Consider the following 24,311-nt stretch of genomic DNA (forward strand, 5'->3'; position numbering starts at 1 on the left):
GAAGGAACATGACAGCCGTGCCGGTGCCTGAACAGCATCGGCACGGCTGCGCGGTCTACGCTAAAACCCATGAGCACAGCAACCGGGCACGGGCAGGCCGCAGCACAGTTATCGGTGGAAACCACCGTCGTTTCCGCGGGGCGACCCGAACGCACCGCGGACTCGGCCGTCAACCCGCCAATCGTTCTGACCTCCACTTTCCACGGAACCCGGGAAACCCGCGACGGCGACCGGATCTACGGCCGGTACTCCAACCCCACCTGGGACCCGTTCGAGGAAGCCCTCGGCACACTGGAGAACGCTGAGCTGCCGGCACTGGTCTACTCTTCCGGCCTCGCCGCAGTCATCGCTGCCATGTCACTGATCCCTGCCGGCGGCACGCTCGTGATGCCGCGGCACAGTTACCAGGGTTCGCTCCTGCTCGCAGCCGGGGACGCCCGGGACGGCCGCATCAGCGTGCGCACCGTGGACATCGCCAACACCGAAGAGGTCATCTCCGCGCTCGACGGCGCTGCCATGCTCTGGCTTGAAAGCCCCACCAACCCCATGCTTGAGGTGGCCGAGCTCGCGGTCCTGGCCGACGCCGCGCATGCCGCCGGAGCGCTGGTCGTGGTGGACAACACCTTCTCCACACCGCTGGTAACCAGGCCTCTGGACCTGGGTGCCGACGTCGTGGTCCATTCGGTGACCAAGTACCTTTCCGGCCATTCCGACGTCGTCCTCGGCGCCACAGTCACTTCCGATCCGGACCTGCGGGCCCGCCTGCTTACCTACCGTTCGCTGCACGGTGCCGTGGGCGGTCCGTTTGAGGTGTGGCTGGCCCTGCGCGGACTGCGCACCCTGGCGCTGCGGGTGCAGCGTTCCATGGAATCGGCCATGGAACTGGCACGCCGGCTGGCATCGCATCCCGGCGTGGAAGCGGTCCGCTACCCGGGCCTGCCGCAGGATCCGGGGCATGCCCGCGCAGCCGCGCAGATGGACGGGTTCGGCTCCATTGTCTGCATTGAGGTTGCCGGCGGCGCCGAGGCCGCTGACGCCGTCACGGAGAACGTTGAACTCTGGCTGCCGGCTACCTCGCTGGGCGGCGTTGAGTCACTGATCGAACGCCGGCGCCGTCAGCCGGCGGAACCGGTCTCCGTCCCGGAGAACCTGCTCCGATTGTCAGTGGGAATCGAAAATGTTGAGGACCTCTGGAACGACCTCGACCGCGCGCTTCCACGGTAGGGTGGTCCAGTGGCACTTGTTGAATTGTTGCGGAACCTCATCTACCTGGCGCTGGGCATCGTGGCGCTGGTCATCGAGCTGTGGGCCTTTGCCGACTGCCTGCGGCGGAAGCCCGCGGATTTTGAGCGCGCCTACAAGCGCACCAAGGGATTCTGGCTGGGCCTGACCGGCGGTGCTGCCGCCGTCGGGCTGCTCTCCGTGCTGCTCTTCGGCCCGCTGGCCCTGCTCCTGTTTGAACTGGCCGCCGTCGTCGCTGCGTCGGTCTACCTCGCGGACGTGCGCCCGGCGCTCAATGAGAACAAGGGGCGCGGCGGAGCCTACGGCTCCTGGTAATCCCCGCTCCTAGTCCGCAGCGGGTGCGACGGCGTCCCACGCCACGGTGATCTCTCCCAGCCGCCAGCGGCCTGGCCCGGTCAGCAGCGGCCACCCTTCCGTGCGCAGCGTGCGGCACATCTCGATCCAGCGCTGGCGGTTGCCGTAGGACGCCATCGGAGCCGCAGCAGTCCAGGCCTTGTCCATCGCCTGCAGGAAAGCATGCACACGTTCCCCGGGCACGTTCCGGTGGATCAGCGCCTTCGGCAGCCGCTCCGCGACGTCGGACGGCAGGCTGAAGGCGCCAAACCGCAGGGAAATGCTCAGTGAAACCGGGCCGCCCGCCTCCAGCACCACCCAGGTGGACCGGCGGCCAATCTCGTCGCATGTTCCGTCAATAAAGATTCCGCCGTCGGCCAGCCGGCTGCACACCATGTCCCAGTGGGCGGCGTATTCGTCTTCGCTGTACTGCCGCAGCACGTTGAACGCCCGCACCATGACCGGACGCCGGCCGCCCAGGGGCAGTTCGAATCCGCCCTGGACAAAGCTCAGGCCCGCCCGCTCCAGCGGCTTGGCTGCCCGCACCCGTTCGGGGTCGATTTCAATGCCGATCACACTGGCATCGGCCCGAACCCCGCGGATCCGCGAATGCAGTTCAACCGCCGTGACAGGGGCTGCCCCGTAACCAAGGTCAATGACCAGTGGATCTTCTGCCCTCCGTAGCCGCCACCCCTCCGGTCCGGACAGCCATCGGTCAACCCTGCGCAGACGGTTCGGGTTTGTAGTGCCCCGGGTCACATTTCCTACGGGTTTTGAGGGGATTTTCACCAAACAATGTTACCGGCCAGCGGAGCATGCTTGGGACCGGACGCCGGCTCGGGGAGCGCGGGCGGGACGGCCGGTCCGAATAACGCGCTACAAGGCAGGTTGGTTACGGGCGCCCTGCCATGGTCCCGCGCTCTGCGGCTACGATGCTTTTATGACCTACAAAGTGATCCTTCTGCGCCACGGGCAGAGTGAATGGAATGAAAAGAACCTCTTCACCGGCTGGGTGGATGTGGATCTCACGGACCTGGGCCGGGCCGAGGCACTGCGTGCCGGGGAACTGCTGGTGGAGAACGATATTCTTCCCGACATCCTCTACACCTCGCGGCTGCAGCGGGCGATCAACACCGCCAATATCGCGCTGGGTAAAGCTGACCGCATCTGGATCGACGTCAAGCGCAGCTGGCGCCTGAACGAACGCCACTACGGCGCCCTCCAGGGCAAGGACAAGGCGCAGACGCTGGCCGAGTACGGCGAGGAGCAGTTCATGCTCTGGCGCCGTTCCTACGACACTCCGCCGCCGCCCCTGCCGGACGACAGCGACTTCTCCCAGGCGCACGACGCCCGGTATGCAGACCTGGCCGACGACGAAAAGCCGCGCACCGAGTGCCTCAAGGATGTCCTTGAGCGTTTCCTGCCGTACTGGGAGAACGAGATCTCCGAGGACATCAAGTCCGGCAAGACTGTCATGATCGCGGCCCACGGCAATTCGCTGCGTGCGCTGGTCAAGCACCTGGACGGGATTTCCGACGCCGACATTGCCGCCGTCAACATCCCCACCGGCATACCGCTGGTTTACGAACTCGACGAAGACCTCAAGCCGGTCAAGGCCGGCGGCACCTACCTGGATCCGGAAGCCGCCGCGGCCTCGATCCAGGCCGTTGCCAACCAGGGCAAGCAGAAGAAGTAGCAGGACTGCACCCACGCAAAAAGAGGTGCCCGCCCCCCCCCCCCGGGGGGCCGGCCCACCTCTTTTGTGTAGCCGGGCTACAGGGAGCTCTCCGAGATCGGCTGCCATTCTCCGGTCACCAGGTAGTTGACCTTGCGGGTCACGGAGACACCGTGGTCGGCGAAGCGCTCGAAGTAGCGGCTGGCCAGGGTCAGGTCCACCGTGGTGACGGGGGAGTTGTTCCAGTCCGGGGAAGCAACGGCCTTGAACACGCCGGCATGGAGCTCGTTGATGCGCGTGTTGTGCGCGTAAATGTCCTTGCTGAGTTCCAGGTTGCGCGTCTCGAGCAATTCCGTGAGCAGTTCCGAGATGGCGATGTCCAGCCGGGCCATTTCCTTGAAAGTCTCCACCATGTTTTCCGGCACAACACTGGCCGGGTAGCGCAGGCGGGCCAGCTGCGCGACATGGCGGGCCAGGTCTCCCATGCGCTCCAGTGACGCGCTCATCCGCAGCGAACCGACGATCATCCGCAGGTCGCTGGCTACCGGCCCCTGCAGGGCCAGGACGTCGATGGCCCGCTCATCGAGGTCGTTCTGGAGGAAGTCGATGCGGGCGTCGGCAGCAATTACGTCCTGGGCCAGTTCGGTGTCGGCCGTCTCGAACGCCTGCGTGGCCTTCTTCATCGCCTCCGTGACGAGCTGTGAAATCTGGGTCAGCTCCTCACCGATCTGGTGAAGCTCGGCCTGGAAAACCTTGCGCACTTAATGCGTCCTTTCGATCAACTCTTATCGGGCCGGAACCGGCGTCGCGGCTGTGTTTATGCTCCCAGCATCCGGTTAACTCTCGGCCCTCTTGAAGTGAACGTTAGTTTAACGGTTGGTCGAATGCCACTGGAGTGCCCTCCGGCACAAATGCGTCAGCCTAAGCTAGGACTGTGAATCCTCTACTGCTGGGCCTGCTCTCAGGCATCCTCGGCCTGGCCGTTGGTGTGTTCGGCGTCGTCGGCTACATCTCCAGCCAGCGGCACCGCCGCGACCTGGCCGAAGTGGACGAGCCCGCCCTGTCCGAAGGTGCGGCAGAGATCCTCGGCGTCCTTGGGCGCGCCTACATTGTTGTGGACGGGATCGACGGCGTGGTCCGGGCAAGCCCCGGTGCCTATGCCTTTGGCCTGGTGCGCGGCCACACGCTGATGCAGGAGGAAGTGCTGGAACTGACCGCCCGGGTGCGCCGCGACGGCGTCATCGAAGAGCGGAACGTTGAGCTGAACCGGGGGCTGATGGGGCAGGGAAGCCTGATCCTCCAGCTGCGGGTGGCTCCGATCGCCGAGGAGTACATCCTCATCCTGGCCGATGACCGCACCGAAGCCACCCGGACCGAAGAAATGCGCAACGACTTCGTTGCCAACGTTTCCCACGAACTCAAGACCCCGGTGGGCGCCATCTCGCTGCTGGCCGAAGCGATTGACGACGCCGCTGCGGACGAGGAGGCGGTGCGCCGGTTCGCGAAGCGGATGCACAAGGAAACGGTCCGGCTCTCTGCCCTGGTCCAGGACATCATTGAACTCTCCCGGCTCCAGGGCACCGACATGGTGGACCACGCGGAGCCGGTGGACATCAATGAGCTGGTGGCCGACGCCGTAGAAGCCAACCGGCTGCCCGCGGAACGGCGGAACATCACCGTGGTGGTGGGCGGCTCTGCGGAGAACCCGGTGTACGCGGACGGCCCCATGCTGACCACTGCGTTCCGCAACCTCATCGACAACGCCATCCGCTACTCGCCCGAGGGCAGCCAGGTGGGCGTGGGCATCCGGTCCCGCGACGGACTGGCACAGGTCACGGTAACCGACCGCGGACCGGGCATTGCCGCAGAGGACCAGGAAAGGGTCTTCGAGCGCTTCTACCGCATCGATGCCGCCCGGTCCCGGAACACCGGCGGCACCGGGCTGGGCCTGAGCATTGTCAAGCATGTGGTTTCCAACCACGGCGGTGAAGTGAACCTGTGGTCCCAGCCGGGGCAGGGGTCCACCTTCACCGTGCGGCTGCCCGAAATGGAAGCTGCGGATAACGAGGAATCGGCGGATGTACCGCCGCAGACAGACGGCGCCGCGGCGCCGGCCGGCAAGGAGTAAGTTGAGCAGGATCCTGATTGTGGAGGATGAAGAGTCCTTCAGCGACCCGTTGTCCTACCTTCTGGAACGTGAGGGGTTTGAGGTCGCGGTCGTGGACAACGGCCTGGATGCCGTAGCCGAGTTCGACCGATCCGGAGCGGACCTGGTGCTGCTGGACCTGATGCTTCCGGGCCAGTCCGGAACCGAGGTCTGCCGGCAGCTGCGCCAGCGCTCGGACGTGCCGGTCATCATGCTCACTGCCCGGGACGCTGAGATAGACAAGGTGGTGGGGCTGGAGCTCGGTGCCGATGACTACGTCACCAAGCCGTACTCCTCGCGCGAGCTGCTGGCGCGGGTGCGTGCGGTGCTGCGCCGACGCAGCGACTCAGCGGACCTCAATGCGGCCACGGTCCAGGCCGGGCCGGTCCGGATGGACGTGGACCGGCACGTGGTCAGCGTGAATGGGACCACGGTGTCCCTGCCCCTGAAGGAGTTCGAGCTGCTGGAAATGCTGCTGCGCAACTCCGGGCGGGTAATGACCCGGGGCCAGCTGATCGAGCGTGTATGGGGCGCGGACTACGTGGGGGACACCAAGACCCTGGACGTTCACGTAAAGCGCCTGCGGGCGAAGATCGAACCGGATCCCTCCGCGCCTCAGCACCTGGTGACGGTGCGCGGCCTGGGCTACAAGTTCGAGGCCTGAGGGCAGCTGAACAACCGGACACACAAAAATGGGTCCGTCCGGCGAAACCGGACGGACCCATTTGTATGTCTGTGTGCTGTTACGGAGCAGGCGTTTCGGTTGCCTCGCCGGTAGCCGAATCAGTGGCTTCCGGAGTGGGCTCCGGGGTCGGAAGGTAATCGCGGTAGTAAGTGACCTGGCCGTCTACCACGGGAACGTTCAGTTCTGCGGTCTCCGAGCCGTCCTTGGCCTCGGCGCGGATGCCGGTGCCCGGAAGGACGCTGACGGTCTCGACCAGAACCTCGGACTGGGGGGCGTCGTCGTAGACGACCTTGCCGCCGCCGGGGATGTTCCAGGTCAGCTCGGAGCCGCCGATGGAGAGCTCAAAGTTGATGGGGTCGGTGGAGTCATTGATTACGGTGCCCATGAGGCGTCCCGGCTCGCCGTCGCCCTCGCTGACAACCAGGATGTTGCGCAGCTGCAGGTCGCCCAGGTCCTGGACAATGCCGTCGGACGGGGAGTACTGCATGGTGGTTGCCTGATCGTTCACGGCACTGCAGCCGGTGGCGCCCAGCAGCGACAGCGCGATAACACCGGCGGCGGCAGCGTTCCGCGTCCGGTTCCTGGATGTGAAAATCACAGCACAAACTCCTGAAGGGTGGCGGTCGGAGGACCGAGGGGACGTTTGTTCCTAGCCTATCGGCAAACCCCGAAAAACATGGATTTAGCGACGTCAGGGGGCTGATCAGAACTACTCAGTAGGCTACCGGCGAGAGGCTGAATAATACTCAGTTTTGGGCCCCTGCCCGCTGACCTGCGAAAACTCTTCTCGGCGTGTCGTCCGCATGCTAAACTAGGGTTCGGGAAAGGGGAAAGTCCACATGGTTTTTGAGGTTGGCGAAACAGTTGTTTACCCTCACCACGGTGCCGCGAAGATCGAAGAGATCAAGATGCGGACCATCAAGGGCGAAGAGAAAATGTATCTCAAGCTCAAGGTGGCACAGGGTGATCTGACCATTGAAGTACCGGCTGAGAACGTTGACCTCGTTGGGGTTCGTGACGTCGTTGGCAAGGAAGGCCTCGAGCACGTCTTCGATGTCCTCCGCGCTGAACTGACAGAAGAACCCACCAACTGGTCCCGCCGTTACAAAGCAAATCTGGAGAAGCTCGCTTCGGGCGACGTCGTCAAGGTAGCCGAGGTCGTCCGTGACCTCTGGCGCCGCGACCACGACCGCGGTCTTTCCGCGGGCGAGAAGCGCATGCTTGCGAAGGCACGCCAGATTCTCATTTCGGAGCTGGCCCTGGCCGAGAAGACTGACGAGGACCAGGCTGCCGCTGTACTGGACGAAGTCCTCTCCAGCTAATACCTGATTCACGTTGCCGGTCCGCATCAGCGGGCCGGCAACGGCCGTTTAAAGCCCGGTTTGCACGCGGCTGCGGGCACCAGGGGCGCCGTGGCACTAGGCTTGAGCCGTGTCTGAATCCATTCCCGGCCCCTATCGAGTGGGCGTCATCCTGGTGGCCGGCGGGTCCGGCCAGCGTCTCGGGTACGGCATGCCGAAGGCGCAGGTGCCGCTGGCAGGGGAAATGCTCCTTGCCCATGCCCTGCGCGGCGTGGACGCCTGCGGCGTAGCCTCCGCGATCGCCGTCGCTGTGCCCGCCGCGGACACGGCGCTGCGGGCCCTCTGCGGAGCGACTCCGCTCAGCTGCCCCATTGAGGTGGTCGACGGCGGCGCCACCAGGGCAGACTCAGTCCGCGCCGCCCTGCAGGCCCTCCCCGAAGACCTCGACGCCGTACTGGTCCACGATGCTGCCCGGGCCCTCGCACCCGCGCAGGTGTTCCACCGCGTCACTGCCGCACTGGCCGCCGGAGCGCAGGCTGTCATACCGGCAGTTCCGGTAGTGGACACCGTGAAGTCCGTCCAGCCGGCAACCGGTGAACAGTCCCCGGCCCCCGCTCAGGTCACCGGAACACCCGACCGGTCCACCCTCCGCGCGGTGCAGACACCGCAGGGCTTCGAAGCCGGAGTGCTCCGCCGCGCACACGCCGCCGCCGCGGAATTCGACGAGCAGCAGGCTGCCGCCGTCACCGATGACGCCATGCTGGTGGAAAGCCTCGGCGTTCCCGTCCACGTGGTGGAGGGCTCTGCCATGTCCCTGAAGATCACTACTCCGCTGGACCTGCTGCTCGCTGAAGCAGTCCTGTCCGGCGGCTCCAGCATGCAGGAGGATTAAGAACCGTGGAAGCACTGCCCCGCACCGGCATCGGCACCGACGTCCATGCCTTCGCCCCGCTGGATGCTCCGCGCCCGCTCTGGGTCGCCGGCCTCCTCTGGGAGGGTGAACGGGGGCTCGCCGGGCACTCCGACGGCGACGTCGTGGCCCACGCTGCCGCCGATGCCCTGTTCTCGGCAGCCGGCATCGGAGACCTCGGCACCCATTTCGGCACGGACCGCCCCGAGTATGCCGGAGCAGCCGGAACTGTCATGCTCGCGGAGGCCGCCCGGCTGGTCCGCGAGGCCGGCTTCCGGATCGGCAACGTCTCGGTGCAGCTGATCGGCAACCGCCCCAAGTTCAGCCCCCGCCGGGCCGAGGCGGAAGCCGTCCTGACCGCGGCGGCAGGCGCTCCGGTGAATGTCTCGGCAACCACCACCGACGGGCTGGGCTTTACCGGCCGCGGTGAAGGGATCGCCGCCGTGGCCACCGCCGTCGTCGTCGCGGTCTGAGCCGCCGGCCGGGAGCGTAACCTGCCTGCAGGCGCGGTGAGTGCCACGCGGTAGCCTAGAGCAGTGAGCCTGAGATTCTATGACACAGCAAGCGCGCAGGTCCGGGACTTTGAGCCCCTCGTTCCGGGGCAGGTCAGCCTGTACTACTGCGGTGCCACCGTTCAGGGACTGCCGCACGTGGGGCACATCCGTTCCGCCATCGCGTTCGACCAGCTCACGCGCTGGCTGCAGGCCCGCGGTTTCCGGGTAACCACCGTCCGCAACGTCACCGACATAGATGACAAGATCCTGGCCAAGGCTGCCGCGTCCGTAGGCGCGGAAGCGAGCGACGGCGTCGTCCCGGATGAGCAGTGGTGGGCGCTGGCGTACCGCTTCGAGCAGGAATTCTCCCGCGCCTACGACACCCTGGGCGTCCAGCGCCCCACCTACGAACCGCGCGCCACCGGGCACATTCCCGAAATGCACGCCCTCATCCAGCGCCTGATCGACGCCGGGCATGCCTACCCTGCCCTGGACGATTCCGGCGATGTGTACTTCGACGTCCGGTCCTGGCCCGCATACGGCTCCCTGACCCGGCAGAACATTGATGACATGCAGGCAGCGCCCGACGCCGATCCGCGCGGCAAGCGCGATCCGCGGGACTTCGCGCTGTGGAAGGGCCACAAGGACACCGACCCGGAGACCGCCGCCTGGGACAGCCCCTGGGGCCGCGGCCGCCCCGGCTGGCACCTGGAGTGCTCCGCCATGGTCACCAAGTACCTCGGTCCGGCCTTCGACATTCACGGCGGCGGGCTGGACCTGCGCTTCCCGCACCATGAGAACGAGATGGCACAGTCCCAGGCGGCGGGGGACGGGTTCGCCAACTTCTGGATGCACAACGGCATGGTCACCTTCGAAGGCGAGAAGATGTCCAAGTCCATCGGCAACACCATCAGCCCGGCGCAGATGCTCGCCGAAGCCTCCCCGCGCGTAGTGCGCTACTACCTGGGGCAGGCCCACTACCGCTCCGTCCTGGACTACCGGCCCACTTCGCTGCAGGAAGCTGCCGCCGCCGTGGAACGGATCGACGGATTCATCGCAAAGGCCGCAGCGAAGGCGGGGGACGACGGCGCTGCCGCCGGCCCGCAGCACCTTCCCGAAGCATTCGGCGCAGCCATGGATGACGACCTCAACGTTCCGCAGGCACTGGCCGTGCTGCACGAAACCGTGCGGGCCGGCAACACTGCCCTGGCGGCGTCGGACGCCGAGGCCGTGCGCACCGCACTGTTCCAGGTCCGGGCCATGACCGCCGTGCTGGGCCTGGACGCGGTCCAGTCCTCAGGCACCACGGCCGGTCCGGAACACGCAGCGCTGGACAGCCTGATCCAGGACCGGCTCCTTGAGCGCAGCCAGGCACGTGCCGCCAAGGACTGGGCCCGCGCGGATGCCATCCGGGACGCACTGGCTGCCGCCGGCGTCGTCGTGGAGGACACGGCAGACGGCGCTGTCTGGTCCCTGGGCCAGGGCTAGGCGTTAGCTCTGGGCTAACAGCCCCGGGGCCCGGCACACAGGTTTGGCAGGCCTGCGTAGACTAGAAGTAGTGCTTTCTTCTACTTAAGGTGTATTACCCATGGCCAACCACGGACGACCCGGCGCGATTCGCAAAGCCAAAAAGGGCCCCAGCCAGGGCACCGGCGGCCTCGGGCGCAAAGCCCTCGAAGGCAAGGGCCCGACGCCCAAGGCTGAAGACCGGCCCTACCACAAGGCGTACAAGAGCAAGCAGCTGGCCGAACGCTCCGCTGCCAAGCACGGCGGACAGCGGCCCGGCGGCCGCAACGCCCCTGCGCGCGGCAAGGTGGCTGAAGAAGTGGTCACCGGCCGCAACTCGGTGGTTGAGGCCCTGCGCGCCGGCATCCCCGCGAAGGCCCTGCACGTGGCCGTGCGGATCGACATGGACGACCGCGTCCGCGAATCCCTGAAGATGGCAGCCGAGCGCGGCCTGCCCGTCATGGAGACGCACAAGCCCGAGCTGGACCGCATGACCAACGAGGCCGTCCACCAGGGCCTGGTCCTGCAGATCCCGCCGTACGAATACGCAGATCCGATCGACCTGGCCGAAGAAACCATCCAGGCCTGGAAGAAGGGCCATATCGCCAACGCGCCGCTCTTCGTCGCCCTGGACGGCATCACCGACCCCCGCAACCTCGGCGCAATCATCCGCTCGGCGTCGGCGTTCAGCGCCCACGGCGTGATCGTTCCCGAGCGCCGCTCCGTAGGCGTCACCGCCTCGGCCTGGAAGACCAGCGCCGGCGCAGCCGTGCGGGTTCCGGTGGCACGCGCCGGCAACCTGAACAACACGCTGAAGACCTTCAAGAAGATGGGCATCTTTGTCCTGGGCCTGGACGGCGACGGCGACGTTTCGCTTCCGGACCTGGCACTGGCCAAGGAACCGGTCTGCATAGTGGTTGGTTCCGAGGGCAAGGGCCTGTCCCGCCTGGTCGGAGAAAACTGCGACCAGATTGTTTCCATCCCGATCGACTCCGCCATGGAATCCCTGAACGCCTCCATGGCAGTCGGGATCACCCTGTACGAAGTTTCACGTCAGCGCTCCGCCTGAACCTAAGCGGGCGCGCGGGAAGAGGCAGCATGGCACATGTTGTAACCGGAGGTAGGCAGACTCCGTCTGAACGCGTCTCCCGGGCTTTTCCCCTGGGAGTCCACGACAGCGTGGCGGGCGTCCCGGATGTTCCGGGTGCCGTCAACGTATCCGTCTACGCGCCCGGCCTCGAGGCCGTGGACGTCTGGTTCGAAGCGCAGCCCGGGCAGTGGACTTCCACCCTGCTCGGGCGCCGCTCCGACGGAGTGCACCACGGCCGGGTAGAGGGCCTGCGTCCCGGAATCCGCTACGGGTTCTGGGGCCACGGAAATCCGCTGCCGGCCGAGCCCGGGTCTTTTCAGCTCCTCCTCGACCCCTACGGGCGCGGCATCGACACCGTCGAGCGGCGGGGAGAGAAACCGCTGTACTTCTCCATCGCCACGTCCAGCGGCTTTGACTGGGACGGGGACGAGTCCCCGCACATCCGGTGGCGGGACTCGGTCATCTATGAAGCCCATGTCCGCGGCATGACCAAGCTGAACCCGGCCCTGCCGCCGGACCTGCGCGGCACCTATGCCGGCATGGGCCACCCTGAAACCATCCGGTACCTGCGGGAACTGGGCATCACGGCGGTGGAGCTGCTGCCGGTCCATTTCCACATCGATGAACGCCATCTCCGGGAACTGGGGCTGCAGAACTACTGGGGCTATAACACCCTTGGCTACTTTGCCCCGCACATGGACTACGCCACGCCCACAGCTCAGGCGGCCGGCCCGCAGGCCGTGCAGGACGAGTTCAAGACCATGGTGAAGGACCTGCATGCGGCGGGGATCGAGGTAATCCTCGACGTCGTCTACAACCACACAGCCGAAGGCAGCCAGGGTGAGCCTGCCCTGTCCTGGCGCGGCCTGGGTGAACAGACCTATTACCGGCACGACGCCGAGGGCCGGTACATCGACACCACCGGCTGCGGCAACAGTCTGGATTTCAGCGAACCGCGGGTCATCCAGCTCGCGTTGGACTCCCTGCGCTACTGGGTCCGCGAGTACCACGTGGACGGATTCCGCTTCGACCTGGCACCTACGCTGGCAAGGGACGCGCACAACCGGTACGACCGAAGGCACCCGCTGTTGGTGGCACTGGCCACAGATCCCGTAATGCACGGGATCAAACTGATTGCCGAGCCCTGGGACCTAGGCCCGGACGGCTGGCAGACCGGAAACTTCCCGCCCGGCTGGGCCGACTGGAACGACCACTTCCGTGACACAGCCCGGGACTTCTGGCTGGTGGACCAGGCAGCCCTCACCGCAGGGGAGCCAGCCGGCTCACTCGCCCGGCTCGGCACTGCCCTGGCCGGATCTGCGGAGCTGTTCGCCCGTTCGGACCGCACCCCGCTGTCCTCCGTGAACCTGGTGACCGCCCATGACGGGTTCACCCTGGCGGATCTCACCGCGTACAACCACAAGCACAACCACGCCAACGGTGAAGAGAACCGCGACGGCTCAAGCCACAACCGCAGCTGGAACCACGGAGTTGAAGGCGAAACCAGCGATCCGCAGGTGCGCGCACACCGGGAGCAGACCGCCCGGAACCTGATGGCCACCCTGCTGCTCTCCGTCGGCGTGCCCATGATCACCGCCGGCGACGAAACCGGACGCACCCAGCGCGGAAACAACAACGCCTACTGCCAGGACAATGAGACTGCGTGGCTCTCCTGGGAGGACGACGACGCCGCGAAGCGCATGTTCGCAGCTACCGCGGCGCTGCTGCGCCTGCGCCGTGAATTCCTGGCCCGCCAGCCGTATGCGTTTCCCGCTGATCCGCGGGATGCGTTCCTGCTCTGGTTCGATGCCGCCGGTGAGCCGATGACGGACGCTGCCTGGCATGATCCCGGCTGCCGGGTACTGCAGCTGCTGATCGGTTCGGGGCAGGGGGAGCGCGCCGGACTGGTGGTTGTGAACGGCGGACGGGACGCCGAAGACGTTGTGCTTCCGGCACGCCGGACACTGGACGAGGCCGGAGTGACTGCCAACGAAGGACACCTGTACGAACTGCTCTTCGCCACCGCCGACCCCGAAGGGCACCGCAGAGGTGCACGGCTGGCCTGCGGAGACAAGGACCGGGTGGCCGGGAACTCCGTCAGCGTTTACCGCATCTGATTCCCTTTACCGCATCATGTTCCCGGCGCACCGGACTCCGGCGGCTTAGGCGTTTGCCACCAGGCCCAGTTCGGCCTTCGACGCGAGCCCCGGATGATCCGGCAGTACACGCACGGTGTAGCCAAACGGACCGGCCAGTTCGATGTGCATGTCTCCCGAGTACAGGTACCGGCCGGAGCCAAGGTCCTCCGCCACGCTGAGCTCCAGGAGCTGGTGGTCGCTGAGGGTATCGGTCTCGGAGACTTGCCCGTAGGCGGCCTCAACCACCACATCCTCGGGTTTGAGCGAGCCCAGGCTGACGTAGGCCTGGATGGTGAGCCGGTCCCCTATCTGCGGAGCGTCAGAGATGCCGATCGAATCGACATGCTCCACGGCCACGCCGCCCCAGGCATCACGGACCCGCATTATCCAGGCGGCGAGGTCCCTCGCCGCCTGGTACTGGTTCGCGGCGGCAGCCCGGCCGGACTGGCACGCCGGACGGTAGAGGTTGTTGACATAGTCGCGCAGCATCCGGTTAGCGGAAACCTTCGGACCGAGCTCCGCCAGCGTGTGCTTGACCATTTCCAGCCATTCGTGCGGCAGGGCGTCCTGCGGCGCTTCCGACGGACCGGCGGAGCCCGCGTCCGATGACGGCTCCTGGCCGTAGAACATTGGCGCAACGGTGTTTTCCAGCAGGTCGTACAGGGCGGCAGCTTCAATGTCGTCGCGCTGGTCGGCCGTGTACAGCTCCCGCGTGTGGATACCTTCGCGGGGATTGGCTGACGGGATGGCCCAGCCGTTCTCGCCGTCGTACATCTCATCCCACCAGCCATCCATCACGGAGAGATTGAGCCCGCCGTTGATGGCCGATTTCATGCCGGACGTGCCGGAGGCCTCCAGCGGCCGGATCGGGTTGTTCAGCCAGACGTCGCAGCCGGGGAACAGGGTGCGTGCCATTGCGATGTCGTAGTTCGGCAGGAATACGATCCGGTGCCGTACCTCGGGATCGTCGGTGAACTGCACCAGGTCCTGGATCATCCGCTTCCCCTGCTCATCGGCGGGGTGGGACTTGCCCGCCACCACCAGCTGCACCGGGTGCTCCGGATGCAGCAGCAGTGCCTTGAGCCGGGCGGGGTCCCGCAGCATCAGCGTCAGGCGCTTGTAGGTAGGCACACGCCGGGCGAAGCCGATGGTCAGGATGTCCGGGTCCAGTACGTCGTCAGTCCAGCCCAGCGACGCGTCAGGCGTGCCGCGCTTCCGCCATGCCGCGCGGACCCGGCGGCGGACGTCGTCGATCAGGTTGCTGCGCAGCCGGCGCCGCAGGTCCCACAGACGCTCGTCGCTTACTTCGTAGGCACGGGTCCAATCGCGGTCGTGCACGGTGGCGACGCCGAATTCCTCCTGCGCCAGCCGGGTCAGCTCCGGATCCACCCACGTGGGCACGTGCACGCCGTTGGTTACGGAGGTGATCGGGATTTCCGAGACGTCGAACCCTGGCCAGAGGCCGGAGAACATGGCGCGGGACACCTGGCCGTGCAGCTTGGCCACGCCGTTGGCCCGCTGGGCCAGGCGGAGTCCCATCACCGCCATATTGAAGACGTTCGGATCCCCGCCCTCATAGTCCTCCGAGCCCAGGGCCAGCACCTTGTTGGTGGGCACGGACTGGGCCAGGCCGGCGTTGAGGAAGTGCCGGACCTCGCCCACATCAAAGCGGTCGATGCCGGCGGGAACCGGAGTGTGCGTGGTGAAGATGGTGGATGCCCGGGCCGCGGTCAGCGCTTCCTCCCAGTGCATTCCGGTGTCCATGAGCTCCCGGATCCGCTCCACGCCGAGGAAGCCGGCATGGCCCTCATTGGTGTGGAAGACTTCCGGGGCAGGCGAACCGGTGAGGCGTTCGTAGACGCGCAGCGCCTTGACTCCGCCCATGCCCAGCAGCAGTTCCTGCTGCAGCCGGTGGTCTCCGCCGCCGCCGTAAAGCCGGTCCGTAATGCCGCGGGCGGCGTCGTCGTTCCCGCGCACGTCCGCATCCAGCAGCAGCAGCGGAACACGCCCGACGTCGGCGCGCCAGATCTGCGCCATCAGGTGCCGGCCGTTCGGCAGCGGCAGGCTGATACGGGCAGGGGTTCCGTCCTCCTCGCGCAGCAGGGTCAGCGGCAGGCCGTTGGGATCAAGGACGGGGTAGGTTTCCTGCTGCCAGCCGTCACGGGAGAGAGACTGTTTGAAGTACCCGGCCTGATAGAGCAGGCCCACCCCGATCAGGGGAACGCCCAGATCCGAGGCAGACTTCAAATGGTCGCCGGCCAGGATGCCCAGCCCGCCGGAGTACTGGGGGAGTACGGCAGAAATGCCGTACTCGGGGGAGAAATAGGCGATTGAACGGGGTGCGTCCTCGCCGAGCGACTGGTACCAGCGGGGCTCGGTGAGGTAGTGCTCGAGGTTCTCGTCCAGGGAGCGGATGCGCTCGACCAGGTCAGGGTCGCCCGAGATCCGTTCCAGGGTCTGGCGGCTGACCATTCCGAGTGCGCGCACCGGGTCGTGGCCGCTGGCCGACCAAATGTCCGGGTCCAGGTCCCTAAAGAGGTCCCGGGTGGGCTGGTGCCAGCTCCAGCGCAGGTTGCCGGCGAGCCTGGCCAGCGGCGCAATGCTGTCGGGGAGGACTGTTCTGACGGTAAACCTTCGGATTGCCTTCACCCCCGTTAGGCTAGCGCAGAACGCCGGGCGAGTGTTGTCAGTCACACAAAAGCAACAAGGATTTAACCGCATTTCCTCCTACCCCGCCCGGACTTGGGCGGATTCCGGACATGCTGCCTCTGACCTGTGGTGATGCGGTAAAAAGTACGTGCCCTTAGCAATCTGCCCTGATTGTCGCTAACGTCTAGTCTGTGACCACATCCAGCGCGTTGCCATCTGATGTCCAGCCCGCCACGGAACTCCGGTTTGGCCGGATTCCAATCCTTAACGTGTCTCCGGTGATCCAGTGCGGCCGGTTTGCCGCTAAAGCGGTCCCGGGAGAAGACCTCGTTATCGGGGCCACCGTCTTCCGCGAGGGCCATGACCTCGTAGGGGTCACAGCCGTGCTTTATGACCCCCAGGGCCAGGAAGTTTCCCGGCGGCGTATGCACCCGGTAGGGCAGGGACTGGACCGCTGGGAAGGTCTGCTCCGCCCGGAAGGCACCGGCGACTACACGTTCACAGTGGAAGGCTGGGCAGACCTATTCGGCACCTGGCACCACAATGCAGAGGTGAAAATCGCCGCGGGAATCGACGTCGAACTTATGCTGGCCGAAGGCGCGGCACTGTTCACAGCTGCCGCGCAGGGCCGGGACGAGGCAGATGCCGCCGTGCTGCGCGAAACAGCGAGGGTGCTGGAAGACACGGCCCTGGACCCGGGAATGCGCCTCGCCGCGGCCGGCCGGCCCGAACTCACCCAGGTGCTGGAGAGGGAACCGATCCGTGATCTGGTCACCTCCTCGCAGCGTTTCCCCATCAAGGTGGAACGGGACCGGGCCGGGCGAGGCGCCTGGTACGAGTTCTTTCCCCGCTCAGAGGGTGCGTCCTTTGACCCGGCCACCGCGTCCTGGACCTCCGGCAACTTCCGCACTGCGGCCCGCAGCCTGGACCGGGTTGCCCGGATGAACTTTGACGTCATCTACCTTCCGCCGATCCACCCCATCGGCACCAACTTCCGCAAGGGGCCGAACAACACCCTGGTAGCCGGACCGCAGGACCCCGGATCGCCCTGGGCAATCGGCGCCCCCGAAGGCGGGCACGACGCGATCCATCCGGACCTGGGCACATTTGAAGACTTCGACTTCTTCGTCGAGGCGGCCGCGGGGCTGGGCCTGGAGGTTGCCATCGACCTGGCGCTGCAGGCCTCCCCGGACCACCCCTGGGTCACAGAACACCCGGAGTGGTTCACCACCCGGGTGGACGGCAGCATTGCCTACGCGGAGAACCCGCCGAAGAAGTACCAGGACATTTACCCGCTGAACTTCGACAACGACTACGAGGGACTGTCCCGGGAGATCCTGCGGATCGTGCTGATGTGGATCAGCCACGGCGTCAAGATCTTCCGCGTGGACAACCCGCATACCAAGCCGCTGCGTTTCTGGGAATGGCTGATCGGGACCGTTAACAAGCAGCACCCGGACGTAGTGTTCCTGGCCGAGGCCTTCACCCGTCCGCCTATGATGCACGCGCTGGGCATGGCTGGTTTCCAGCAGTCCTACACCTACTTCACCTGGCGGAACACGCGCCGGGAAATCGAGGAGTACTTCACCGAGGTCTCGCACCAGACGGCGGCGTTCTTCCGGCCCAACTTCTTCGTGAATACCCCGGATATCCTCACCGAGTTCCTCCAGTACGGCGGCCCGCCCGCGTTCAAGATCCGTGCGGTGCTCGCCTCTACGGCCAGCCCGCTGTGGGGGATGTACGCGGGTTTCGAACTCTACGAACACGTAGCGCGCCCCGGGGCCGAGGAATACATCGACAACGAGAAATTCGAGTACAAGCAGCGCGACTTTGCGGCTGCCGAAGCCGAGAACCGTAGCCTGGCGCCGTACATCACACGGCTGAACCAGATCCGGCGCGACCACCCGGCGCTGGGAGACCTGCAGAACCTCACCGTGCACTCAAGTACCGACGAGGCCACGGTGGCCTACTCAAAGCACAAGCAAGTCGACCTTTCCGACCCACGCAGTAAGGACACGCTCATCATCGTGGTGAACACCGACCCGCACAGTGCACGCGAGTGCACCGTAACCCTGGACCTGGATGCCCTGCATCTGGATCCGCAGGACTTCAACGAGGACGGCACCTTCTGGGTTGACGACCTGATCAGTGGTGCCAGTTACCGCTGGGGCCAGTACAACTACGTACGCCTGGACGCGCACTACGAACCGGCACACGTGTTCGCCGTGCGGAGGGGGTCAGCATGGTAAATCCGTTCCAGCTGCACGCACCCGGGCTGACCAATGACCCGAACTGGTACCGCAAGGCCGTCTTCTACGAAGTGCTGGTGCGCGGTTTCCGCGACTCCAACGGGGACGGGAACGGCGACTTCAGCGGCCTGATTTCCCAGCTCGACTACCTCCAGTGGCTGGGCGTGGACTGCCTCTGGCTGCCGCCGTTCTTCAAGTCCCCGCTGCGTGACGGCGGATACGACATCTCCGACTACTACGATGTGCTCAGCGAATTCGGCACCATCAGTGACTTCAAGCGCCTGGTGGCCGAGGCACACGCACGCGGTCTTCGGGTGATCATCGACCTGCCGCTAAACCACACCTCGGACAAGCACCCCTGGTTCGAGGAGTCCCGCAATGACCCGGAGGGTCCGTACGGCGACTTCTACGTCTGGTCCGACACCGATCAGAAGTACGAAGACGCCCGAATCATCTTCGTGGACACGGAGGAATCGAACTGGGCCTTCGACCCGGTGCGCCGGCAGTTCTACTGGCACCGGTTCTTCAGCCACCAGCCGGACCTGAACTTTGAGAACCCGAAGGTCGTCGAGGCGGTGTTCGACGTCGTCCGGTTCTGGCTGGACCAGGGCATCGACGGCTTCCGTGCGGACGCCATCCCGTACCTCTTCGAAGAGGACGGAACCAACTGCGAGAACCTCCCGGCAACCCACCGGTTCCTGAAGGACCTGCGGACCATGGTGGATGAAAACTACCCCGGCCGGGTGATCGTGGCGGAAGCTAACCAGATGCCGCACGAAGTGGTGGAGTACTTCGGCGACGAGACCGGACCGGAATGCCACATGTGCTTCCACTTCCCGATCATGCCGCGCCTGTTCTACGCACTGCGTGACCAGAAGGCTGCGCCGATCATCCAGACCATGGAAGAGACACCGGACATTCCCCAGGGCGGCCAGTGGGGCACCTTCCTGCGCAACCATGACGAGCTGACGCTGGAAATGGTCACCAACGAGGAACGCCAGGCCATGCTGGGCTGGTACGCGCCGGACTCCCGGATGCGCGCCAACATCGGCATCCGGCGTCGACTCGCACCGCTGCTGGATAATTCCCGCGCGGAGATTGAGCTGATCCACGCGATGCTGCTCTCGCTGCCCGGCAGCCCGTTCCTGTACTACGGGGACGAGATTGGCATGGGAGACAACATCTGGCTGGAAGACCGCGACTCCTCACGCACCCCCATGCAGTGGAACCCGGACCGCAACGCCGGCTTCTCCACCGCAGACCCGGGCAAGGTTTACCTTCCGGTAGTGCAGTCGCTGGTCTACCACTACAACCATGTAAACGTAGAGGCGCAGCTGGCCAGCTCCAGTTCGCTGCTGCACTGGCTGCGGCAGATGATCATGGTCCGCAAGACCCATCCCGCCTTCGGCATGGGTTCCTACCGCAACGTCCCCACGGACAGCGAGGCCGTCCTGGCGTTCCTGCGTGAACTGCCGGAGGACAACCCCGAAGGCGAGGTGGGGGAGACCATGTTCTGCATCTTCAACCTTTCCCAGCATCCGGTGGCCGCCACCGTGAAGCTGCCGGAGTTCGCCGAGCGGGGACTGCGGGATGCCTTCGGCGGAACGCCTTTCCCCACCTTCGGGCAGGACGGTTCACTGACCCTGACCCTGGGCAGCCACGACTTCTACTGGCTGCGCCTGCGCTCGGCGAGATCCAACACCAGCTCGCCCCAAACGGAAGCAATCCCGCTGATACTCGCATCGGAGGCCACGTCGAAATGACAGACACCATCCCGACCCTGCCCGAACTCCTCACTGCCTGGCTGCCCCGGCAGCGATGGTTTCCGGCCAAGGGAAAGGATGTGGTCCTGCGCCGTGTCGGGGGGATAGAGCTGGCCGACCCTGCCGGCGCCGTCGAGATGCACGTGCACTTCGTCTCGGTGGAATCCGGGCGCCGCGTGGACGTCATCAGCGTGCCGGTCAGTACCCGGGCCGACCCCGTGGAGGAGCTGGGTTCCTCGCTGCTGGGCATCGTGGAACACCCGGACAGAGGCAGGCAATGGCTTTATGACGCGACGGCCGACCCGGTCTTCGTCACTGCCTGGCTTGAATCCATGCGCTCCCAGTCCAGCTCGCTGGACGGCCGCACCCACGGCTACGCGCTGGACGGGTTCGGCGACTGGGACGCCTTTACGGACACGCTGCCCATCCGCGTGCTCAAGGGCGAACAGTCCAACACGTCAGTGATCGCCCTGACGGACAAGGCACCGGTGATCGTGAAGTTCTACCGTGTCCTGGCCGCCGGGGAAAGCCCGGATGTGCTGGTCAGCGCCAAACTCACAGAGGGCGGCTCCGAGGACGTGCCGGCTACGCTGGGCTGGGTTACCGGCAGCTGGGAGGACGTTTACGACGACGCCGGCGCAGGCACCTGGGTGACCGGAGACGTGAGCGTGCTGCGCGAGTTCATCCCCGACAGCGAGGATGCCTGGCGCACTGCATCGTCTGCCGCCGTCGCCGGCCGCGACTTCTCTGCCGAAGCCGAGGAACTCGGTGCCGTGACCGGGCGGATCCACTCACAGCTTGAAGCGGCTTTTGGTGCGCACCATCCCACGCCGGCCGAACAGCAGGAGTTCCTGACCTCCCTGGTGCGGAGGCTGAAGTGGGAATGGGAGGAAGCCCGCAGCTACGTGGGCCCCTACGACGAAACTTTCGAACGGCTGCTGGAGACAGTGGAACAGCTGCCGTCCCTGCCAAGCCTGCAGCGCATCCACGCCGACTACCACCTGGGCCAGGTGCTGCACTCAACGGCCCGGGGCTGGACAGTACTGGACTTTGAAGGTGAGCCGCTCCGGCCCGCCGCCGAACGGAGCGTGCCCGACGTCGCCCTGCGCGACGTCGTCGGGATGCTCCGCTCCATCGACTACGCAGCTGCGGTGGCAGTCATCGGTTCCGCCGGGACGGGACCCGAAGACCTGGACGAGAACGCTGCCCGCAGGATCCAGGCTGCCGTCTGGGCGCAGGCCGCCGCGGACGCGTTCCTGCGCGGTTACGAGAAGGAAACCGGCACGCAGATCAACCGTGCGGACCCGCTGTTCATTGCGCTGTGGCTGGACAAGGCCCTGTACGAGGTCGTCTACGAGATCCGCAACCGGCCGGCCTGGATTGAGGTGCCGGCAACAGCAGCCCGGCAGGTCCTCGAAGAACTCCGGTTGCAGCAAAACCCGCCGAACGGACAGGAAACAAGCCCCGTGAACACAACCCCAGATTCCGACCCCGCCCAGCCCGGGACCACCGCGCCCGGCAAGCCGGCGGACAGCGCTGCCGTGCCGGCGTCGGGCACTGCCACTGCGGCCCCCGCCGCAGTCTCCGGTACGGGCGCGGCAGCACCGGTCGCCGGAACCGGCAGCCCGCTGCCGGTAGCCCAGGACATCCTGGATGCCGTGTCCAACGGCAGCTACTACCAGCCCCACGCCGTACTCGGCGCGCACCTGGATGACCACGGAACTGTGACCATCCGCACGCTCCGGCCGCTGGCGAGCGAAGTCACCGCCATCACGCCCGACGGCCGGGTTGCGCTGCACCATGAGCACAACGGCATCTGGGTGGGGACGCTGCCGGCGCCGGTTCCCGGGCAGGTGCCCGATTACCGGCTGGAGGTTACGTACGAGGGCGTTCCTCCGATCAGAGTGGATGACCCCTACCGCTTCCTGCCCAGCCTGGGCGAAATGGATCTCCACCTCATCGGCGAAGGCCGGCACGAGAAACTCTGGACCGTGCTCGGTGCCAACCCGCACCATTACAACTCCGTCCTGGGAGAGGTGGACGGCGTTAGCTTTGCAGTGTGGGCGCCGAACGCCAAGGCAGTACGTGTGGAGGGCGACTTCAACGCCTGGGACGGGCGCGTCCATGCCATGCGCTCGCTGGGCAGCACGGGCGTGTGGGAAATCTTCATCCCCGATGTGGAGCCAGGATCCCGGTACAAGTTCGAAATCCTCGGCCAGGACGGGGTGTGGCGGGAGAAAGCCGACCCGATGGCCAAGGGAACCGAAGCGCCGCCGCTCACGGGCTCACGCGTCGTCGAATCCACCTACCGGTTCGAAGACCAGGACTGGATGGCAGCGCGCGCCGAACGGGACCCGCACAACTCGCCCATGAGCGTGTACGAAGTGCACCTCGGGTCCTGGCGCCTCGGCCTGGATTACCGCGAACTGGCCAAGCAGCTCGCCGAGTACGTCACCTGGCAGGGCTTCACCCACGTGGAGTTCATGCCGGTGGCCGAGCACCCCTTCGGCGGTTCCTGGGGTTACCAGATCACCAGCTACTTCGCTCCGACGGCGCGTTTCGGGCACCCGGATGACTTCCGGTACCTGGTCGATACCCTGCACCAGGCCGGCATCGGCGTCATCCTCGACTGGGTGCCGGGGCACTTCCCGAAGGACTCCTGGGCGCTGGCCAACTTCGACGGACAGCCGCTCTACGAACACGGCGACCCGATGCGCGGCGAGCAGCCCGACTGGGGAACGCTGATCTTCGACTACGGCCGGCGCGAGGTCCGCAACTTCCTGGTGGCGAACGCCATCTACTGGCTGGAGGAGTTCCACATTGACGGCCTGCGGGTGGACGCCGTTGCCTCCATGCTCTACCTGGATTACTCCCGCCCGGCGGACCAGTGGCGGCCGAACCAGTTCGGCGGCCGGGAGAACCTCGAAGCAATCTCCTTCCTGCAGGAAGTCAACGCCACCGCCTACCGGCGGGTACCGGGCATCGTGATGATCGCTGAGGAGTCGACGGCGTTCCCCGGCGTCACAGCTCCCACCGACACCGGCGGCCTGGGTTTCGGACTGAAATGGAACATGGGGTGGATGAACGACACCCTCGAGTACATGTCCGAGGACCCGATCAACCGGATGTACCACCACTCCAAGCTCACGTTCTCCCTGGTCTACGCCTTCACGGAGAACTTCCTGCTGCCCATTTCGCATGACGAAGTGGTGCACGGCAAGGGATCACTGCTCCGCAAGATGCCGGGGGACCGGTGGCAGCAGCTGGCCAACGTCCGCGCCTACCTGGCCTTCCAGTGGGCGCATCCGGGCAAACAGCTGATCTTTATGGGTACTGAGTTCGGGCAGGAAGCGGAATGGTCCGAGCAGTACGGGCTGGATTGGTACCTCACTGAAACGCCGCAGCACCGCGGCGTCCAGCTGCTGGTCCGGGAGCTCAACGACATCTACCGCGAAACCCCGGCGCTCTACGCCCGGGACAACGATCCATCCGGTTTCCAGTGGATCAACGAGAACGACGGCGCGCACAACGTGCTCTCGTTCGTCCGCTGGGACAGCCAGGGCAATCCGCTCGTCTGCATTGCCAACTTCTCCGGCGCCCCGCACGAGGGAATACGGGTGGGATTGCCATGGGCCGGGGAATGGGTCGAGAGGCTGAACACCGACGCCACCGAGTACGGCGGCTCCGGGGTAGGGAACATGGGCGCGGTGGTCGCGGAAGAAGGCGGGTTCGAAGGCCAGCCGGCATCTGCCGCGCTGCGGCTTCCGCCCCTGGGCCTGCTCTACCTGACGCCCCGGAAGTAGTTCACGGGAACGGTTTTGGGGAGGTGGTCGATGCCTCCCCAAAACCGTGCTAGAGTTTATATCCGCGCAGAACGGGGAACCGGGAAGCGCGGAGGAAGTAAGAACCACAGCGAGTATCGCGAAAACGGCCGGTTTGACACCGACCGCCGAGAGGTACTAAGCTAGAAAAGTTGCTCCGGAGCGACGGAGAGCACAAGATTCCACGGAATCGTAGCTCTCCCGGTGCCGGATGTGCCTGTTGTTTGAGAACTCAATAGTGTGCCAAGTTTATTGATACCGATTATTTATTGATTGGTTGAATTGGCTGTCCTGCCCACCCCGTGGGTG

The 24,311-nt window shown here is 65.8% G+C and carries 18 protein-coding genes; 14 read left to right on the forward strand and 4 right to left on the reverse strand.

The window, feature by feature from the left end; translation table 11 throughout:
* Window positions 1-69 precede the first annotated feature (69 nt).
* Window positions 70-1,224, forward strand: a complete 1,155-nt coding sequence (locus TVC13_RS09930) for a trans-sulfuration enzyme family protein (RefSeq protein ID WP_422401048.1) — start codon at window positions 70-72, stop codon at window positions 1,222-1,224.
* Between the two features lie 9 nt (window positions 1,225-1,233).
* Window positions 1,234-1,557: a DUF2516 family protein gene (locus tag TVC13_RS09935; RefSeq protein ID WP_422401049.1), complete on the forward strand. Its 324-nt coding sequence runs from the start codon at window positions 1,234-1,236 to the stop codon at window positions 1,555-1,557.
* A 9-nt stretch (window positions 1,558-1,566) separates the two neighbouring features.
* Here the strand turns inward: TVC13_RS09935 and TVC13_RS09940 are convergent, their stop codons facing one another.
* On the reverse strand, window positions 1,567-2,334 hold the full coding sequence (locus TVC13_RS09940) for a class I SAM-dependent methyltransferase (RefSeq protein ID WP_422401050.1): 768 nt from the start codon (window positions 2,332-2,334) through the stop codon (window positions 1,567-1,569).
* Between the two features lie 181 nt (window positions 2,335-2,515).
* Between TVC13_RS09940 and TVC13_RS09945 the strand changes: the two genes are divergently transcribed.
* A complete protein-coding gene (locus TVC13_RS09945; protein ID WP_422401051.1) occupies window positions 2,516-3,271 on the forward strand; it encodes a phosphoglyceromutase in 756 nt (251 codons plus the stop codon).
* Window positions 3,272-3,348: 77 nt separating this feature from the next.
* On the opposite strand, the gene phoU is transcribed toward TVC13_RS09945, so the two are convergent.
* Window positions 3,349-4,011 carry a phosphate signaling complex protein PhoU gene (phoU, locus tag TVC13_RS09950; RefSeq protein ID WP_422401052.1) on the reverse strand — a complete coding sequence of 221 codons (663 nt, stop codon included), beginning with the start codon at window positions 4,009-4,011 and terminating at the stop codon, window positions 3,349-3,351.
* 173 nt (window positions 4,012-4,184) lie between these two features.
* Here phoU and TVC13_RS09955 point away from each other — a divergent pair, with 173 nt between their 5' ends.
* On the forward strand, window positions 4,185-5,378 hold the full coding sequence (locus TVC13_RS09955; RefSeq protein ID WP_422401053.1) for a sensor histidine kinase: 1,194 nt from the start codon (window positions 4,185-4,187) through the stop codon (window positions 5,376-5,378).
* 1 nt (window position 5,379) lies between these two features.
* On the forward strand, window positions 5,380-6,060 hold the full coding sequence (locus TVC13_RS09960; protein WP_422401054.1) for a response regulator: 681 nt from the start codon (window positions 5,380-5,382) through the stop codon (window positions 6,058-6,060).
* Between the two features lie 79 nt (window positions 6,061-6,139).
* Here TVC13_RS09960 and TVC13_RS09965 read toward each other — a convergent pair whose 3' ends face one another.
* Window positions 6,140-6,679, reverse strand: a complete 540-nt coding sequence (locus tag TVC13_RS09965; RefSeq protein ID WP_422401055.1) for a hypothetical protein — start codon at window positions 6,677-6,679, stop codon at window positions 6,140-6,142.
* 241 nt (window positions 6,680-6,920) lie between these two features.
* Here TVC13_RS09965 and TVC13_RS09970 point away from each other — a divergent pair, with 241 nt between their 5' ends.
* The 6 genes from TVC13_RS09970 to glgX all read left to right on the forward strand — a co-directional run bounded on the left by TVC13_RS09970 (window position 6,921) and on the right by glgX (window position 13,499).
* A complete protein-coding gene (locus TVC13_RS09970) occupies window positions 6,921-7,403 on the forward strand; it encodes a CarD family transcriptional regulator (protein ID WP_055240754.1) in 483 nt (160 codons plus the stop codon).
* 109 nt (window positions 7,404-7,512) lie between these two features.
* Window positions 7,513-8,274, forward strand: coding sequence for a 2-C-methyl-D-erythritol 4-phosphate cytidylyltransferase (gene ispD / locus TVC13_RS09975; RefSeq protein WP_422401056.1), 762 nt, complete (start codon window positions 7,513-7,515; stop codon window positions 8,272-8,274).
* Between the two features lie 5 nt (window positions 8,275-8,279).
* Complete coding sequence (gene ispF, locus TVC13_RS09980) at window positions 8,280-8,765, forward strand: 2-C-methyl-D-erythritol 2,4-cyclodiphosphate synthase (protein ID WP_422401057.1); 486 nt, start codon at window positions 8,280-8,282, stop codon at window positions 8,763-8,765.
* Between the two features lie 63 nt (window positions 8,766-8,828).
* Entirely contained in the window at window positions 8,829-10,274 is a 1,446-nt protein-coding gene (gene cysS / locus TVC13_RS09985; protein ID WP_422401058.1) for a cysteine--tRNA ligase, read from the forward strand.
* Between the two features lie 100 nt (window positions 10,275-10,374).
* The gene (gene rlmB / locus TVC13_RS09990; RefSeq protein ID WP_422401059.1) at window positions 10,375-11,361 is read left to right on the forward strand and encodes a 23S rRNA (guanosine(2251)-2'-O)-methyltransferase RlmB; all 987 of its coding nucleotides are present in this window, start codon (window positions 10,375-10,377) and stop codon (window positions 11,359-11,361) included.
* Between the two features lie 29 nt (window positions 11,362-11,390).
* A complete protein-coding gene (glgX, locus tag TVC13_RS09995) occupies window positions 11,391-13,499 on the forward strand; it encodes a glycogen debranching protein GlgX (RefSeq protein WP_422401060.1) in 2,109 nt (702 codons plus the stop codon).
* A 45-nt stretch (window positions 13,500-13,544) separates the two neighbouring features.
* Here glgX and glgP read toward each other — a convergent pair whose 3' ends face one another.
* On the reverse strand, window positions 13,545-16,169 hold the full coding sequence (gene glgP, locus TVC13_RS10000) for an alpha-glucan family phosphorylase (RefSeq protein WP_422401061.1): 2,625 nt from the start codon (window positions 16,167-16,169) through the stop codon (window positions 13,545-13,547).
* Window positions 16,170-16,360: 191 nt separating this feature from the next.
* Here glgP and TVC13_RS10005 point away from each other — a divergent pair, with 191 nt between their 5' ends.
* From TVC13_RS10005 to glgB, 3 genes are read left to right on the forward strand one after another with little or no spacing between them, the layout of a single operon-like run.
* The gene (locus tag TVC13_RS10005; RefSeq protein WP_422401062.1) at window positions 16,361-18,418 is read left to right on the forward strand and encodes an alpha-1,4-glucan--maltose-1-phosphate maltosyltransferase; all 2,058 of its coding nucleotides are present in this window, start codon (window positions 16,361-16,363) and stop codon (window positions 18,416-18,418) included.
* Window positions 18,412-20,181 carry a maltose alpha-D-glucosyltransferase gene (gene treS, locus TVC13_RS10010; protein ID WP_422401063.1) on the forward strand — a complete coding sequence of 590 codons (1,770 nt, stop codon included), beginning with the start codon at window positions 18,412-18,414 and terminating at the stop codon, window positions 20,179-20,181. The genes TVC13_RS10005 and treS overlap by 7 nt, the downstream gene beginning before the upstream one ends.
* Window positions 20,178-23,984: a 1,4-alpha-glucan branching protein GlgB gene (gene glgB, locus TVC13_RS10015; protein ID WP_422401064.1), complete on the forward strand. Its 3,807-nt coding sequence runs from the start codon at window positions 20,178-20,180 to the stop codon at window positions 23,982-23,984. Before treS ends, glgB begins: the two co-directional genes overlap by 4 nt.
* Window positions 23,985-24,311: the final 327 nt, after the last annotated feature.

This window comes from Arthrobacter sp. 3Tela_A, assembly GCF_049311025.1.
GTDB lineage: Bacteria > Actinomycetota > Actinomycetes > Actinomycetales > Micrococcaceae > Arthrobacter_B.

Excerpts from the sequence above, each read along its gene's own strand:
- TVC13_RS09930 (WP_422401048.1), top strand. The coding sequence starts at position 70 with ATGAGCACAGCAACCGGGCACGGGCAGGCCGCAGCACAGTTATCGGTG.
- TVC13_RS09945 (WP_422401051.1), top strand. The coding sequence starts at position 2,516 with ATGACCTACAAAGTGATCCTTCTGCGCCACGGGCAGAGTGAATGGAAT.
- TVC13_RS09970 (WP_055240754.1), top strand. The coding sequence starts at position 6,921 with ATGGTTTTTGAGGTTGGCGAAACAGTTGTTTACCCTCACCACGGTGCC.
- rlmB (WP_422401059.1), top strand. The coding sequence starts at position 10,375 with ATGGCCAACCACGGACGACCCGGCGCGATTCGCAAAGCCAAAAAGGGC.
- glgX (WP_422401060.1), top strand. The coding sequence starts at position 11,391 with ATGGCACATGTTGTAACCGGAGGTAGGCAGACTCCGTCTGAACGCGTC.
- treS (WP_422401063.1), top strand. The coding sequence starts at position 18,412 with ATGGTAAATCCGTTCCAGCTGCACGCACCCGGGCTGACCAATGACCCG.
- glgB (WP_422401064.1), top strand. The coding sequence starts at position 20,178 with ATGACAGACACCATCCCGACCCTGCCCGAACTCCTCACTGCCTGGCTG.